Origin of the sequence: Pseudomonas sp. Marseille-P9899 (genome assembly GCF_903166565.1) — a bacterium.
Classification (GTDB): domain Bacteria; phylum Pseudomonadota; class Gammaproteobacteria; order Pseudomonadales; family Pseudomonadaceae; genus Aquipseudomonas; species Aquipseudomonas huaxiensis.
The window spans coordinates 172,501-186,598 of the sequence record NZ_CAESCG010000001.1 but is presented as its reverse complement, the minus strand read 5'-3'; the positions used below and the strand labels follow the sequence as shown (position 1 = coordinate 186,598).

At 60.9% G+C, this 14,098-nt stretch carries 10 protein-coding genes, 2 rRNA genes and 1 pseudogene (1 of these 13 cut by a window edge); 6 read left to right on the top strand and 7 right to left on the bottom strand.

The genetic code is table 11. The features are described from left to right. Nucleotides 1–14: 14 nt before the first annotated feature. Together HWV67_RS00905 and HWV67_RS00900 are read left to right on the top strand one after the other, a co-directional pair. Nucleotides 15–1,784, top strand: coding sequence for an acyl-CoA dehydrogenase C-terminal domain-containing protein (locus tag HWV67_RS00905; protein ID WP_175649533.1), 1,770 nt, complete (start codon nt 15–17; stop codon nt 1,782–1,784). 186 nt (nt 1,785–1,970) lie between these two features. Further along, nucleotides 1,971–2,984, top strand: coding sequence for a FecR family protein (locus HWV67_RS00900; protein WP_175649532.1), 1,014 nt, complete (start codon nt 1,971–1,973; stop codon nt 2,982–2,984). 31 nt (nt 2,985–3,015) lie between these two features. Here HWV67_RS00900 and HWV67_RS00895 read toward each other — a convergent pair whose 3' ends face one another. Next, the gene (locus HWV67_RS00895) at nt 3,016–4,335 is read right to left on the bottom strand and encodes a Na+/H+ antiporter family protein (protein WP_175649531.1); all 1,320 of its coding nucleotides are present in this window, start codon (nt 4,333–4,335) and stop codon (nt 3,016–3,018) included. A gap of 268 nt (nt 4,336–4,603) precedes the next feature. Between HWV67_RS00895 and HWV67_RS31955 the strand changes: the two are divergent. Both HWV67_RS31955 and HWV67_RS31950 read left to right on the top strand, forming a co-directional pair. Further along, a pseudogene (locus HWV67_RS31955) lies at nt 4,604–5,893 on the top strand (HAMP domain-containing protein); the annotation flags it as partial. Nucleotides 5,894–5,995: 102 nt separating this feature from the next. After that, nucleotides 5,996–6,751, top strand: coding sequence for a methyl-accepting chemotaxis protein (locus HWV67_RS31950; RefSeq protein WP_371864307.1), 756 nt, complete (start codon nt 5,996–5,998; stop codon nt 6,749–6,751). A 23-nt stretch (nt 6,752–6,774) separates the two neighbouring features. On the opposite strand, the gene HWV67_RS00885 is transcribed toward HWV67_RS31950, so the two are convergent. The 4 genes from HWV67_RS00885 to HWV67_RS00870 are packed head-to-tail and all read right to left on the bottom strand — an operon-like array spanning nt 6,775 to nt 9,384. Beyond that, the gene (locus tag HWV67_RS00885; protein ID WP_175649529.1) at nt 6,775–8,097 is read right to left on the bottom strand and encodes a sensor histidine kinase; all 1,323 of its coding nucleotides are present in this window, start codon (nt 8,095–8,097) and stop codon (nt 6,775–6,777) included. After that, the gene (locus HWV67_RS00880; protein ID WP_175649528.1) at nt 8,094–8,762 is read right to left on the bottom strand and encodes a response regulator transcription factor; all 669 of its coding nucleotides are present in this window, start codon (nt 8,760–8,762) and stop codon (nt 8,094–8,096) included. The genes HWV67_RS00885 and HWV67_RS00880 overlap by 4 nt, the downstream gene beginning before the upstream one ends. Next, nucleotides 8,762–9,076, bottom strand: coding sequence for a PepSY domain-containing protein (locus HWV67_RS00875; protein WP_095157139.1), 315 nt, complete (start codon nt 9,074–9,076; stop codon nt 8,762–8,764). Before HWV67_RS00875 ends, HWV67_RS00880 begins: the two co-directional genes overlap by 1 nt. Next, nucleotides 9,076–9,384, bottom strand: a complete 309-nt coding sequence (locus HWV67_RS00870) for a PepSY domain-containing protein (protein ID WP_095157138.1) — start codon at nt 9,382–9,384, stop codon at nt 9,076–9,078. Before HWV67_RS00870 ends, HWV67_RS00875 begins: the two co-directional genes overlap by 1 nt. Nucleotides 9,385–9,552: 168 nt before the next feature. Here HWV67_RS00870 and HWV67_RS00865 point away from each other — a divergent pair, with 168 nt between their 5' ends. Together HWV67_RS00865 and queD are read left to right on the top strand one after the other, a co-directional pair. Beyond that, nucleotides 9,553–10,635, top strand: coding sequence for a patatin-like phospholipase family protein (locus HWV67_RS00865; protein ID WP_175649527.1), 1,083 nt, complete (start codon nt 9,553–9,555; stop codon nt 10,633–10,635). Nucleotides 10,636–10,685: 50 nt separating this feature from the next. Beyond that, complete coding sequence (gene queD, locus HWV67_RS00860; protein WP_110972230.1) at nt 10,686–11,042, top strand: 6-carboxytetrahydropterin synthase QueD; 357 nt, start codon at nt 10,686–10,688, stop codon at nt 11,040–11,042. Nucleotides 11,043–11,168: 126 nt separating this feature from the next. On the opposite strand, the gene rrf is transcribed toward queD, so the two are convergent. Together rrf and HWV67_RS00850 are read right to left on the bottom strand one after the other, a co-directional pair. After that, nucleotides 11,169–11,284 (bottom strand): 5S ribosomal RNA (gene rrf / locus HWV67_RS00855). Between the two features lie 146 nt (nt 11,285–11,430). Beyond that, nucleotides 11,431–14,098: ribosomal RNA gene (locus HWV67_RS00850) — 23S ribosomal RNA — on the bottom strand (it continues 222 nt past the right edge of the window).

Here is a 14,098-nt window from a genome sequence, read left to right as displayed (position 1 = left end):
GAACGAGAACCACGATGCCTGAATTCAATGCCCCGCTGCGCGACATGCGTTTCGTCCTCCACGAAGTGTTCCAGGGCCCGGCCCAATGGGCACGGCTGCCCGCGCTGGCGGCCAGTGTCGATGCCGAGACCGCCGACGCGATCCTTGAAGAGGCGGCGAAAATCACCGGTCAACTGATCGCCCCGCTCAACCGCAGCGGCGACGAACAGGGGGTCGGTTTCGAAGCGGGCCAGGTCACCACGCCCGAGGGCTTCAAGCAGGCCTGGCAGACCTACCGCGAAGGCGGCTGGGTCGGCCTCGCCGGCAACCCGGAGCACGGCGGCATGGGCATGCCGAAGATGCTCGCGGTGCAGTTCGAGGAAATGCTCTACGCCGCCAACTGCAGCTTCAGCCTGTATTCGGCGCTGAGTGCCGGCTGCTGCCTGGCGATCGACGCCCACGCCAGCGACGAACTGCGCGCCCTCTACCTGCCGCGGCTGTACAGCGGCGAGTGGGCCGGCACCATGTGCCTGACCGAACCCCATGCCGGCACCGACCTGGGGATCATCCGCAGCAAGGCCGAGCCGCTGATCGACGGCAGCTACGCCATCAGCGGCACCAAGATTTTCATCACCGGCGGCGACCAGGACCTCACCGACAACATCATCCATCTGGTGCTGGCCAAGCTGCCGGACGCCCCGGCCGGACCGAAAGGCATCTCGTTGTTCCTGGTGCCCAAGCGCATCGTCTCCGACGACGGCAGCCTGGGCGTGGACAACGCGGTCAGTTGCGGCTCGGTCGAGCACAAGATGGGCATCAAGGCATCGGCCACCTGCGTGATGAACTTCGACGGCGCTGTCGGCTACCTGGTCGGCGAGCCGAACCGCGGCCTGGCGGCGATGTTCACCATGATGAATTACGAGCGCCTGTCCATCGGCATCCAGGGCATCGGCTGCGCCGAGGCGTCGTACCAGAATGCCGCGCGCTATGCCTGCGATCGCCTGCAAAGCCGCGCCGCCACCGGCCCGCAGGCGAAGGACAAGATTGCCGACCCGATCATCGTCCACCCCGACGTGCGCCGCATGCTGCTGAGCATGCGCGCCCTGACCGAAGGTGGCCGCGCCTTCGCCACCTACGTCGGCCAGCAACTGGACACCGCCAAATACACCGAAGACGCCACCGAGCGCGAGGCAGCGCAACGCCTCGTCGCCCTGCTGACGCCAGTGGCCAAGGCATTCTTCACCGACACCGGTCTTGAGAGTTGCGTGCTCGGCCAGCAGGTGTTCGGCGGCCATGGCTACATCCGCGAGTGGGGCCAGGAGCAACTGGTGCGGGATGTGCGTATCGCGCAGATCTACGAAGGCACCAACGGCATCCAGGCACTGGACCTGCTGGGGCGCAAGGTCGTGGCCGATGGCGGCCAGTCGCTGGCGTTGCTGGCGGCGGAAATCCGCACCTTCTGCGAAAGCGAACCGCCGTTCGCCGCGCAGGTGCTGGGCGCCCTGGAGCGGCTGGAAAGCACCAGCCAATGGCTGCGCGAACAGGCCAGCCAGGACGCCAATGCCGTGGGTGCGGCGTCGGTGGAGTACCTGCATCTGTTCGGTTACGTCGCCTACGCCTACATGTGGTCGCGCATGGCCGCCACCGCCCGCGCGCATCACGCCGACGAGCCGGACTTCTATGGCGCCAAGCTGGCCACGGCGACGTTCTACTTCGAGCGTTTGCTGCCACGGGTTCTGTCGTTGCAGGCGAGCATTCAGGCGGGTAGCGACAGCCTGTTCCAACTGACCGCCGAACAGTTCTGAACTGCACGCACCACGGCAAGTGGCGGCTTGCCGTAGTCTTGCGACCGTTGGTCGGTTTGTGCGGAGAAAATCGTTTTTGTAGGTGATTTCCTGCGAATAAATCTCACAACTGATAGTGATTCGCCATGATCTCGGTTCTCCCCGCCTACCCGGCGGGGTTAGAATTGCGCAAAACCGGGAGTATCAATGAATCAGGTCAGCCCCAGCGACGCCGAATTGAATGCCATCACCGATGCCGCCGCGCATTGGTGCATGCGCTTGCACGCTGATGACTGCACCGCGCAAGAACTCGCCGAATTCGAACAATGGCTGGCCGCCAGCCCGCTTCACCTGCAGGAATACGAAGCCATGCAGGAGATCTGGGTCACTGCCGATCACCTGCCGCGAGCCACTCCCGCGCAGATTCTGCACCTGCCGATCAAGCCCAGACCACAGCCCCAGCGCATGCGTCACTACGCGTCGGCAGCAGTGATTACCCTGCTGGCGCTGCCGGTCGGCGCCTGGATCGGCTGGGAGCAAGGCTGGCTGCCCAACGACTACCAGTCGGAAAAAACCACCGACGCCCGCAGAACCGTCACCCTGGGCGACGGCAGCGAAGTCGAACTGAACCTCGGCACCTCCCTGCGCTACACCCACTACAAGGACGAGCGCCGGGTGACCCTGGTCAAGGGCGAGGCGTTCTTCAAGGTCCATCACGACACCAGCCACCCTTTCATCGTCCGCGCCGGCAACGGCCAGACGCAGGTGACCGGCACCCAGTTCAACGTCTGGAAATACCGTGATCAGGTCAAGGTGACGCTGGTGGAGGGTTCGGTGCTGGTCAGCAGCGAGAGCTTCAAGCCCGGCAGCGGCTACCGCCTCGGCCCTGGCATGCAGGCCAGCTACAACACCGGCGATCTCGAACCGAGCCTGAACCAGACCTACGCCAACGACTCCAGCCTGTCGTGGCGCAGCGGCAAGCTGGTGATCGACAACCTCACCCTCGACCAGGCGCTGCCGCTGATCAACCGCTACCTGGAAAGCCCGCTGCGCCTGGCCGACGCCAGCACCGGCAACGTGCGCATCAGCGGCATCTACAACACCAACGACGTCAACCGTCTGGTCCGCAGCCTGCCCAAGGTACTGCCGGTCTACCTGACCCAGGACAAAGACGGCAACACCGTGCTCAACCGCATCTCCCCGCCGCCAAAAAAGGGCTGAGCTTCGCGCCCCGCCCTCTTGCGCTTGTTTCTTACAGCACCATCGCCGCCACCCATCCCGCCGCCAGCAATGGCAGGTTGTAATGGATGAAGGTCGGTACCACCGTGTCCCAGATGTGATGATGCTGACCGTCGACGTTCAGCCCCGAGGTCGGGCCCAGCGTCGAGTCAGACGCCGGCGAACCGGCATCGCCCAGGGCGCCGGCGGTGCCGACGATGCACACGGTGGCGATCGGATCGAAGCCCAGTTGCACGCACAGCGGCACGAAGATGGCCGCAAGAATCGGCACGGTGGAGAACGACGAACCGATGCCCATGGTCACCAGCAAGCCCACCAGCAGCATCAGTAAAGCGCCGATACCCTTGCTGTGATTGATCCACGATGCGGACGCTTCCACCAGCGTCTTCACCTCTCCGGTCGCCTTCATCACCTCGGCGAAACCGGACGCGGCAATCATGATGAAGCCGATCATCGCCATCATCTTCATGCCTTCGGTGAACAGGTCGTCGGTGTCCTTCCAGCGCACGATGCCGGAGGCCGAGAAAATCAGGAAGCCCGCCATGGCGCCGATGATCATCGAATCCAGCCACAACTGAATGATGAACGCCGCAGCGATGGCGCAGCCGGCTACCAACAAGGTCAGCGGGTTGTAGCTGACCGCCACCTGCTCGACCTGCTCGATTTTCTCCAGGTCGTAGACGCGCTTCTTGCGGTAGCTGAAAAACACCGCGATCAGCAGGCCGGCGAGCATGCCCGCCGCCGGAATGGCCATGGCATGGGTGACATTGACGCCACTGACATCGACGCCGCTGCGAGCCACATTGGCCAGCAGGATTTCGTTGAGGAAGATATTGCCGAAGCCCACCGGCAGGAACATGTACGGCGTGATCAGGCCGAAGGTGATGACACAGGCCACCAGCCGGCGATCAATCTGCAGGCGCGTCAGCACATAGAGCAGCGGCGGCACCAGCAACGGAATAAAGGCGATGTGGATCGGCAGAACGTTCTGCGAGGAAATCGCCACCACCAGCATCAGCCCGACCAGCAGCCACTTCACCCGGGCACCGTTGCCTTCGCTCTGCCCGTGGAACATCGCCAGGGCGCGATCAGCCAGGGCGTGGGCCAGGCCGGATTTGGCGATAGCCACGGCGAAAGCGCCGAGCAAGGCGTAGGACAGGGCCACGGTAGCACCGCCGCCCAGGCCACCGTTGAAGGCCTTGAGCGTGGCCTCGATACCCAGCCCGCCCACCAGGCCACCGACCAGCGCACCGACGATCAGGGCAATGACCACATGCACGCGGGACAAACTCAGTATCAGCATGATGCCGACCGCGGCAATGACTGCATTCATTCTGTGAACCTCTTGAAACGGACAAAAAGCGGGTACGTCGGCGACAGTTTTGCCCTCAGGCACTGGCCGAATGACGGTATGTTTTTGGAAGGCGCACACTCTGACGGAGGCCCCCGCGGATGTCAAAGCGCGACGCCTCATGCTGGTGCAAGGGTCGCCTGAATGAACGAAAACGGCGCATTTCAATTGAACGTTTGAATAAAGAAAGTTCACAGATTGCCGTTACAGTCGGCAGTGTCTATCTCTTTTGGTCCAAAGGATTTTGCCGATGTTGTTCAGACAACTTTCCATTCAATGGAAGATCACTTCACTGGCCGGGCTGTGCCTCGCGGGCATCGTCACCCTGCTGGTGGGTCTTTCGCTGTATCGCATGGAACACACAACGGAGCTGGTCAAGGCCAGCAGCATGCACATGCTCACCGAGGCGGCCCAGGGCCGTATCGAATCCCAGGGCGAAGTCCAGGCACTGAACATCCGGCGCCAGTTCATGGACGCCTATCAATATGGCGCCGGCTTCTCGCGCCAGGTGCTGTTCCTGCGTGAACAGGCGGAAAAGCGCTTCCTCGACGCCTTCGACCTGCGCGAAGACATGACCCGCCAGGTGCGCTCGGCGCTGCAGGCCAACCCCGACCTGCTCGGCCTGTCGCTGGTGTTCGAGCCCAACGCGCTGGATGGCAAAGATGAACTGTTCGCCGGCCAGGAGGCCATCGGCGGCAACGAAACTGGCCGTTTCGCCCTGTACTGGTCGCAGCCGACCCCGGGCAAGCTGACCTCCATGGCGCTGCCCGAGCGTGACATGGCCGACACCACCATCGGCCCGAGCGGCGAGCCGGCCAACACCTGGTCGGTGTGCCCGCGCACCACCCGCAAGACCTGCGTGACCGAACCGTATTTCTACGAAATCGACGGCCAGCAGGTGCTGATGACCAGCATCGTGTTCCCGCTGATCGTCGCCGACAAGGTGATCGCCACCCTCTCCATCGACATCAACCTGAACAGCCTGCAGGCCATGAGCAAACAGGCCAGCGCCAACCTCTACGGCGGCCAGACCCAGATCGGCATCCTCAGCCCCGCGGGCCTGCTGGCCGGCTACAGCCCGGACGCCAGCAAGCTGGCCCAGCGCTACGAACAGATCGACGCCCGCAACGGCGCCGAACTGGTGCGCCTGATGGCCGACGGCAAGGTGCTGCACAGCATTCAGAACGACGGCCGCTTGAAAATCCTCGCCTCCTTCGCCCCGACCCCGGGCGCCAAGCCTTGGGGCGTGCTGCTCGATGTGCCGGAAAGCGCCCTGATCGGTCCCGCCGAAACCCTCAAGCAAGAACTCGATCAGCGCAACACCAATGGCACCTTGATCGAACTGGGTCTTGGCCTGTTGGCCGCGGTGGTCGGCCTGCTGTTGATCTGGCTGATGGCCCGCGGCGTGACCCGGCCGATCCTTCATGTCGCCCACCGCCTGCGCGAAATCGCCAGCGGCGACGGCGACCTGGCCAGCCGCCTGGCCTACAACAAGCAGGACGAACTCGGTGAACTGGCCGGCTGGTTCAACCGCTTCCTGGACAAGCTGCAACCGACCATCGCCGAGGTGAAACGCTCGGTGCACGCGGCGCGCAGCACCGCCGACCAATCTTCGGCGATCGCCAGCCAGACCAGCGCCGGCATGGAGCAGCAGTACCGCCAGGTCGATCAGGTGGCCACCGCCTCCCACGAAATGAGCGCCACCGCCCATGACGTGGCCCGCAGCGCCGCGCAGGCCGCGCAAGCTGCCCGCGACGTCGATCAGGCCACCCGCCAGGGCCTGGCGGTGATCAACCAGACCACCAGCAGCATCGACGCCCTCGCCGCCAACATGAGCACCGCGATGAACCAGGTCGAAGGCCTGGCGGAGAACAGCGAGAAGATCGGTTCGGTACTGGAAGTGATCCGTTCCATCGCCGAACAGACCAACCTCCTTGCGCTCAACGCCGCCATCGAGGCAGCCCGCGCCGGCGAGGCCGGGCGCGGCTTCGCGGTGGTCGCCGACGAGGTGCGCAACCTCGCGCAACGCACTCAGGAATCGGTGGAAGAAACCCGCCATGTGATCGAGCAGTTGCAGGCCGGTACCCGCGAAGTGGTCGGTGCGATGGACAGCAGCCATCGCCAGGCTCAAGGCAGTGTCGAGCAGGTCGGTCAGGCGGTGAGCGCGCTTCGGCAGATTGGCGAAGCGGTGACGGTCATCACCGACATGAACCTGCAGATCGCCAGTGCCGCCGAAGAACAGAGCGCGGTGGCCGAGGAAATCAGCAGCAACGTCGCGACCATCCGTGATGTCACCGAGTCGCTGTCTCATCAGGCCGATGAGTCGGCCCGGGTCAGCCAGTCACTGAACAGCCTGGCCAACCAGCAGCAAAGCCTGATGGATCACTTCCAGGTTTGATCTGTATGCCGCGCCGCCGGGCCTCAGCGCCCGGCCCGGCGCGGCAGCTCGATACTCACCCGCAACCCGCCAAGCGCACTCCCCTCCAGGTCCATCCGGCCATGCCAGGCTTCGACGATGTCGCGCACGATGCCCAGGCCGAGGCCGTGGCCATCGATCTGCTCATCCAACCGCGCGCCGCGTTCCAGCACGCCCTGCCGAGCGTCCTCGGGAATACCCGGACCGTCATCATCGATACACAGCCGGTAGTGATCCGGCGTCTGGCTGATACTCAGGCAGACTTCGCTGTCGGCCCATTTGCAGGCGTTGTCCAGCAGGTTTCCGAGCAGCTCCAGCAGGTCTTCACGGTCCCATGGCAACGACAGGCCGGCGGGAACGTCCTGGCGGATCAACAGGCCGTCGCCATGGATCATTCCCAGCGTGGACAGCAGGCCCGGCAGTTCCGCATCGCAATCGAAATGCGCGCCCGGCAACGCATCGCCGGCCAGCCGGGCGCGGTTCAGTTCGCGGCTCAAACGCTGCTGGATCTGCTCCAGCTGCTCACGCATCTGCGCGGACAACCCCGGCACCTCTCGCAGACGCTCACTGGCGGCGAGGCTGAGCAACACGGCGAGCGGCGTCTTTAAAGCGTGTCCGAGATTGCCCAGCGCGTTGCGTGAACGGCGCAGGCTGTCTTCGGTATGGGCCAGCAGGTGGTTAACCTGCGCCACCAACGGTTCGAGCTCACTCGGCACCTCGGTGTCCAGTTGCGAGCGCTTGCCCTGCTGCAACTGCGCGATCTGCTCGCGGGCGCGCTCAAGCGGCTTCAGCGAGCGCTTGACGATCACTCGCTGCAATACCAGCACCAGCACCAAAGCCAGCAGCCCGAGACCGAGGCCGATCTGCTGCAAACGCCGGAAGCTGTCGCGCATCGGCGTGTAGTCCTGGGCGACGCTGATGGACATCGCCTGGCCCTGACGCCGGTAGTCGGCCCGCAACACCAGCAACTGCTGGCCGCGCGGGCCGAGTTCGAAACCGTCGTGCAACCCGGGCGTCTCCGGCTTGGGCATTTCCATGTCCCACAGCGAGCGGGAGCGCCAGGTCTTGCCGTCGAAATCGATGCGGAAGTAATAGCCGGAGAACTGCCGGTTGTAGGCGGCGGAAATCCGCTGCTGATCCAGCTCGACACCGTCGTGACCGTGGACCAGAGCGACCAGCAGGTTCTCGCTTTCCTTGCGCAGGCCGGCTTCGAGGTAACGCTGCAATCCCACCTCGAACAGCCAGAGACTGACCTGGGCCAGGGCCAGGCCCACGACAATCAGCACCCCGGCCAAGCCGAGGCTGAGACGTGACTGAATGGACTTCACGCCACGGCCCCACCGAAGCGGTAACCCTGGCCCCGGTGGGTTTCGATCACGCCACGGCCAAGCTTGCGGCGCAGGTGGTTGACGTGGACTTCCAGAACATTGGAGTCACGTGCGGTCTCGCCGTTGTAAAGGTGTTCGGCCAAATGGCTTTTCGAAAGAATCTGCTGCGGGTGCAGCATGAAGTAGCGCAACAGGCGAAATTCAGCGGCGGTCAGTTGCACGTCCTCGCCTTCACGGGTCACACACTGGCGTCCTTCGTCGAGATGAAGGCCGGAGGCTTCCAGGGTCGGCTGATTGGCCAGGCCTCGCGCTCGGCGCAACAACGACTGGATACGCAATTGCAGTTCTTCGGGGTGGAATGGCTTGCTCAGGTAGTCATCGGCGCCGGCCTTGAGCCCTTCGATGCGGTCGGCCCACGAGCCGCGCGCGGTGAGGATCAGCACCGGTATCACCAGGCCACCGGCGCGCCATTGCTTCAGCACTTCAAGACCGGGGATGCCGGGCAGACCGAGGTCGAGCACGATCAGATCATAGGGCTCACTGCTGCCCTGATACACCGCGTCGCGGCCATCGGCCAGCCAGTCCACCGCATAGCCCTGGCGTTGCAGGCTGTCGGTCAGTTCGTCAGCCAGCGAGACGTTGTCCTCGACCAGTAGCAAACGCATCAATCATCTTCCTCATCTTTGAGCAGGACACCGCTGGCGGCATGCAACTTGATTTCCCGCACCACGCCTTCGACAGTCAGCAACTCGACCTCGTAGACGTATTCATCGTCGTCCTCTTCCAGCTCCGCCTCCAGCAAACGCGCCCCGGGATAGCGTCCCAGGGCGGATTGCAGCAGTTGCTCGAGCGGCAGGATCACCCCTTCTCGACGCAACTGCAGGGCTTCATCCTGGTCAAGGTCGCGGGCCATGGCCAGCGAGCAGCAGGCCAGTAGCGCGAGCAGTGTCCAGCGTGCCGTTTGCGAAAGCCGGATCATCAGCGGTCCTGGACATCCTTGAGCACTTCACCGGTCTTGGCGTCCAGATCCACATCCCACTCGACGTTCTGCGCATCACGCAGTTCGACCTTGTAGACGTAACGGCCGTAGACATCTTCCAGTTCGGTATCTTTGATCGTGGCGCCGGGGTGCTTGGCGAGCGCCTTCTGGTTGAGTTCGTCCAGCGACTGGATCTGCTTGGTCTGGACCAGTTTCACCACTTCGTCGGTACGCACATCCTTGGCCATCGCGACGTTGGCACTCAGGGCCAGGGCAGCGGTTGCGAACAGGGCAGTCAGGGTCTTCATCGTGTTTCTCCATTGAGGTTCGGTGGGGTACGAGGAAATACTACCCAGCCGAACTTAATTGAACCTGAAAACAGCTGGCGACATGATAGCGCCGCAGGGGCGCACCGTCTTGGCGCGCAAGGTCGCAGCGATTCTCTATACTCGCACCCTCGACACAGAGAGACCCGCATGACCGCCATCCAGATCAAATACCCCGCTCTGACCCTGAAGGCCGGTAAACGTGCCCTTGCCCGCATCCGTCAACGTGGCCTGGCGCCCGCTGACGTCGGTGTATTGCCGGGCGCTGCTGGCGGGCCAAAAGCGCTGGGCATACAGGGGCTGGATCTGGCGTTGTTCGGTCAGTGGCTGCCAAGTGCGCCACGCGAGCGCGCGCTGATTGGCGCCTCGATCGGTTCCTGGCGCTTCGCTAGCGCCTGTCTGCCCGACCCGGCCCAGGCCCTCCGCCGACTCGGCGACCTTTATACCGCGCAGGACTTCGCCAAGGGTGTGACCCAAGGCGAAGTCAGCCTGAGTTGCCAGCGCATGCTCGACGACCTGCTGGAAGGTCGTGATGCCAGCATCCTCGATAACCCGCTTTACCGGCTCAACATCGTTGTGGTGAAGAGCCACGGCCTGCTTGCCGATGACCATCGTGGCCGGCTGGGTATCGGCCTGTCCTCGGTGATCGCAGACAACCTGATCGGTCGGCCGCGGCTGGCACGGCACTTCGAGCGCATCATCCTGCACGACGCCCGCAGCGCACCGCCGTTGCAGCCGCTGATAGATTTCCCGTCGCGTTATCTGCCATTGGCCAGCAGCAACCTGCGCCATGCATTGTTGGCGTCGGGCTCGATCCCGATGGTCATGGAAGGTGTACGGGACATCCCGGGCGCAGGGCCAGGAACCTATCGCGACGGCGGCCTGCTCGACTACCACCTCGACCTGCCCTACAGCGGCGAAGACATCGTTCTCTACCCGCACTTCACCGACAAGGTGATTCCCGGCTGGTTCGACAAGGCATTGCCGTGGCGACGGGGCGACGCAGACCGACTGCAAGACGTCCTGCTGCTGGCGCCGTCCGCGCAATATCTTGCGCGCCTGCCATACCGCAAGCTGCCAGACCGCAGCGACTTCAAACGTTTCATGGGCGATGCGTCCAGTCGCCAGCGTTACTGGCATACGGCAATGAGCGAAAGCCAACGGCTAGGCGATGCGTTTCTCGAACTGGTGGAGAGCGGCAGGCTGGGCGACCATCTGCAACCACTGAAGTGACCTTGCTGGTAAACTGCGCCCCAGCATTGGTTCTCAGAGTTATAGATACCGTGGAAATCTTCAAAGAATTTACATTTGAATCGGCACATCGCCTGCCGCACGTCCCCGCCGGTCACAAGTGCGGTCGCCTGCATGGCCATTCCTTCAAGGTCGCCCTGCACCTCACTGGCCCACTGGATCCTCATACCGGCTGGATTCGCGACTTCTCCGAAATCAAAGCCATCTTCAAGCCGCTTTATGAGCAGTTGGATCACAACTACCTCAACGACATCCCTGGCCTGGAAAACCCGACCAGTGAAGTGATCGCCAAGTGGATCTGGGAACAGGTCAAACCGCTGCTGCCGGAGCTGAGCAAGGTTCGTATCCACGAGACCTGTACCAGCGGCTGTGAGTACACCGGCGACTGATTACTTCGCGCCATACGAAAAGGGCTTGCCTCGATACGAGACAAGCCCTTTTTATTTGACCTGTTTTTTCGGCCATAAAAGACAAAACCCCTACCTGCATACGCAGATAGGGGTTTCGGAATTTAATCTTGACGATGACCTACTCTCACATGGAGAAGCTCCACACTACCATCGGCGATGCATCGTTTCACTGCTGAGTTCGGGATGGGATCAGGTGGTTCCAATGCTCTATGGTCGTCAAGAAATTCTGTGTGCTCGTCCGCCTTTCGACGTCCGCGCAAATCGGGTATGTGATGTTTTGTGGGTTCACGAATTTTCGAGCGTTTCGTCTTCACCACCACGATTCGGTGCCCTGTCTCCAGAAGCAGTCAAATTGCTTGGGTGTTATATGGTCAAGCCTCACGGGCAATTAGTATTGGTTAGCTCAACGCCTCACAGCGCTTACACACCCAACCTATCAACGTCGTAGTCTTCGACGGCCCTTCAGGGAGCTCAAGGCTCCAGTGAGATCTCATCTTGAGGCAAGTTTCCCGCTTAGATGCTTTCAGCGGTTATCTCTTCCGAACATAGCTACCCGGCAATGCCACTGGCGTGACAACCGGAACACCAGAGGTTCGTCCACTCCGGTCCTCTCGTACTAGGAGCAGCCCCTCTCAAATCTCAAACGTCCACGGCAGATAGGGACCGAACTGTCTCACGACGTTCTAAACCCAGCTCGCGTACCACTTTAAATGGCGAACAGCCATACCCTTGGGACCGGCTTCAGCCCCAGGATGTGATGAGCCGACATCGAGGTGCCAAACACCGCCGTCGATATGAACTCTTGGGCGGTATCAGCCTGTTATCCCCGGAGTACCTTTTATCCGTTGAGCGATGGCCCTTCCATACAGAACCACCGGATCACTAAGACCTACTTTCGTACCTGCTCGACGTGTCTGTCTCGCAGTCAAGCGCGCTTTTGCCTTTATACTCTACGACCGATTTCCGACCGGTCTGAGCGCACCTTCGTACTCCTCCGTTACTCTTTAGGAGGAGACCGCCCCAGTCAAACTACCCACCATACACTGTCCTCGATCCGGATAACGGACCTGAGTTAGAACCTCAAAGTTGCCAGGGTGGTATTTCAAGGATGGCTCCACGCGAACTGGCGTCCACGCTTCAAAGCCTCCCACCTATCCTACACAAGCAAATTCAAAGTCCAGTGCAAAGCTATAGTAAAGGTTCACGGGGTCTTTCCGTCTAGCCGCGGATACACTGCATCTTCACAGCGATTTCAATTTCACTGAGTCTCGGGTGGAGACAGCGCCGCCATCGTTACGCCATTCGTGCAGGTCGGAACTTACCCGACAAGGAATTTCGCTACCTTAGGACCGTTATAGTTACGGCCGCCGTTTACCGGGGCTTCGATCAAGAGCTTCGCGTTAGCTAACCCCATCAATTAACCTTCCGGCACCGGGCAGGCGTCACACCCTATACGTCCACTTTCGTGTTTGCAGAGTGCTGTGTTTTTAATAAACAGTCGCAGCGGCCTGGTATCTTCGACCGGCATGGGCTTACGGAGCAAGTCCTTGACCCTCGCCGGCGCACCTTCTCCCGAAGTTACGGTGCCATTTTGCCTAGTTCCTTCACCCGAGTTCTCTCAAGCGCCTTGGTATTCTCTACCCAACCACCTGTGTCGGTTTGGGGTACGGTTCCTAGTTATCTGAAGCTTAGAAGCTTTTCTTGGAAGCATGGCATCAACCACTTCGCGCTCTAAGAGCGCTCGTCATCAGCTCTCGGCCTTAAGATCCCGGATTTACCTAAGATCTCAGCCTACCACCTTAAACTTGGACAACCAACGCCAAGCTGGCCTAGCCTTCTCCGTCCCTCCATCGCAATAACTAGAAGTACAGGAATATTAACCTGTTTTCCATCGACTACGCTTTTCAGCCTCGCCTTAGGGACCGACTAACCCTGCGTCGATTAACGTTGCGCAGGAAACCTTGGTCTTTCGGCGTGGGAGTTTTTCACTCCCATTGTCGTTACTCATGTCAGCATTCGCACTTCTGATACCTCCAGCAAGCTTCTCAACTCACCTTCACAGGCTTACAGAACGCTCCTCTACCGCATCACCTAAGTGATACCCGTAGCTTCGGTGTATGGTTTGAGCCCCGTTACATCTTCCGCGCAGGCCGACTCGACTAGTGAGCTATTACGCTTTCTTTAAAGGGTGGCTGCTTCTAAGCCAACCTCCTAGCTGTCTAAGCCTTCCCACATCGTTTCCCACTTAACCATAACTTTGGGACCTTAGCTGACGGTCTGGGTTGTTTCCCTTTTCACGACGGACGTTAGCACCCGCCGTGTGTCTCCCATGCTCGGCACTTGTAGGTATTCGGAGTTTGCATCGGTTTGGTAAGTCGGGATGACCCCCTAGCCGAAACAGTGCTCTACCCCCTACAGTGATACATGAGGCGCTACCTAAATAGCTTTCGAGGAGAACCAGCTATCTCCGAGCTTGATTAGCCTTTCACTCCGATCCACAGGTCATCCGCTAACTTTTCAACGGTAGTCGGTTCGGTCCTCCAGTCAGTGTTACCTAACCTTCAACCTGCCCATGGATAGATCGCCCGGTTTCGGGTCTATACCCAGCGACTAAACGCCCTATTAAGACTCGCTTTCGCTACGCCTCCCCTATTCGGTTAAGCTCGCCACTGAATATAAGTCGCTGACCCATTATACAAAAGGTACGCAGTCACCTAACAAAGTAGGCTCCCACTGCTTGTACGCATACGGTTTCAGGATCTATTTCACTCCCCTCTCCGGGGTTCTTTTCGCCTTTCCCTCACGGTACTGGTTCACTATCGGTCAGTCAGTAGTATTTAGCCTTGGAGGATGGTCCCCCCATATTCAGACAAAGTTTCTCGTGCTCCGTCCTACTCGATTTCATTGATAAGAGATTTTCGTGTACGGGGCTATCACCCACTATGGCGGCACTTTCCAGAGCCTTCCACTAATCTCAAATCAACTTAAGGGCTAGTCCCCGTTCGCTCGCCACTACTAAGGGAATCTCGGTTGAT

Bases quoted from the DNA above. Each gene is read 5' to 3' on its own strand.
- HWV67_RS00905 (WP_175649533.1), top strand. From the start codon at position 15: ATGCCTGAATTCAATGCCCCGCTGCGCGACATGCGTTTCGTCCTCCAC.
- HWV67_RS00900 (WP_175649532.1), top strand. From the start codon at position 1,971: ATGAATCAGGTCAGCCCCAGCGACGCCGAATTGAATGCCATCACCGAT.
- HWV67_RS00895 (WP_175649531.1), bottom strand. From the start codon at position 4,335: ATGAATGCAGTCATTGCCGCGGTCGGCATCATGCTGATACTGAGTTTG.
- HWV67_RS31950 (WP_371864307.1), top strand. From the start codon at position 5,996: ATGGAGCAGCAGTACCGCCAGGTCGATCAGGTGGCCACCGCCTCCCAC.
- HWV67_RS00880 (WP_175649528.1), bottom strand. From the start codon at position 8,762: ATGCGTTTGCTACTGGTCGAGGACAACGTCTCGCTGGCTGACGAACTG.
- HWV67_RS00875 (WP_095157139.1), bottom strand. From the start codon at position 9,076: ATGATCCGGCTTTCGCAAACGGCACGCTGGACACTGCTCGCGCTACTG.
- HWV67_RS00870 (WP_095157138.1), bottom strand. From the start codon at position 9,384: ATGAAGACCCTGACTGCCCTGTTCGCAACCGCTGCCCTGGCCCTGAGT.
- HWV67_RS00865 (WP_175649527.1), top strand. From the start codon at position 9,553: ATGACCGCCATCCAGATCAAATACCCCGCTCTGACCCTGAAGGCCGGT.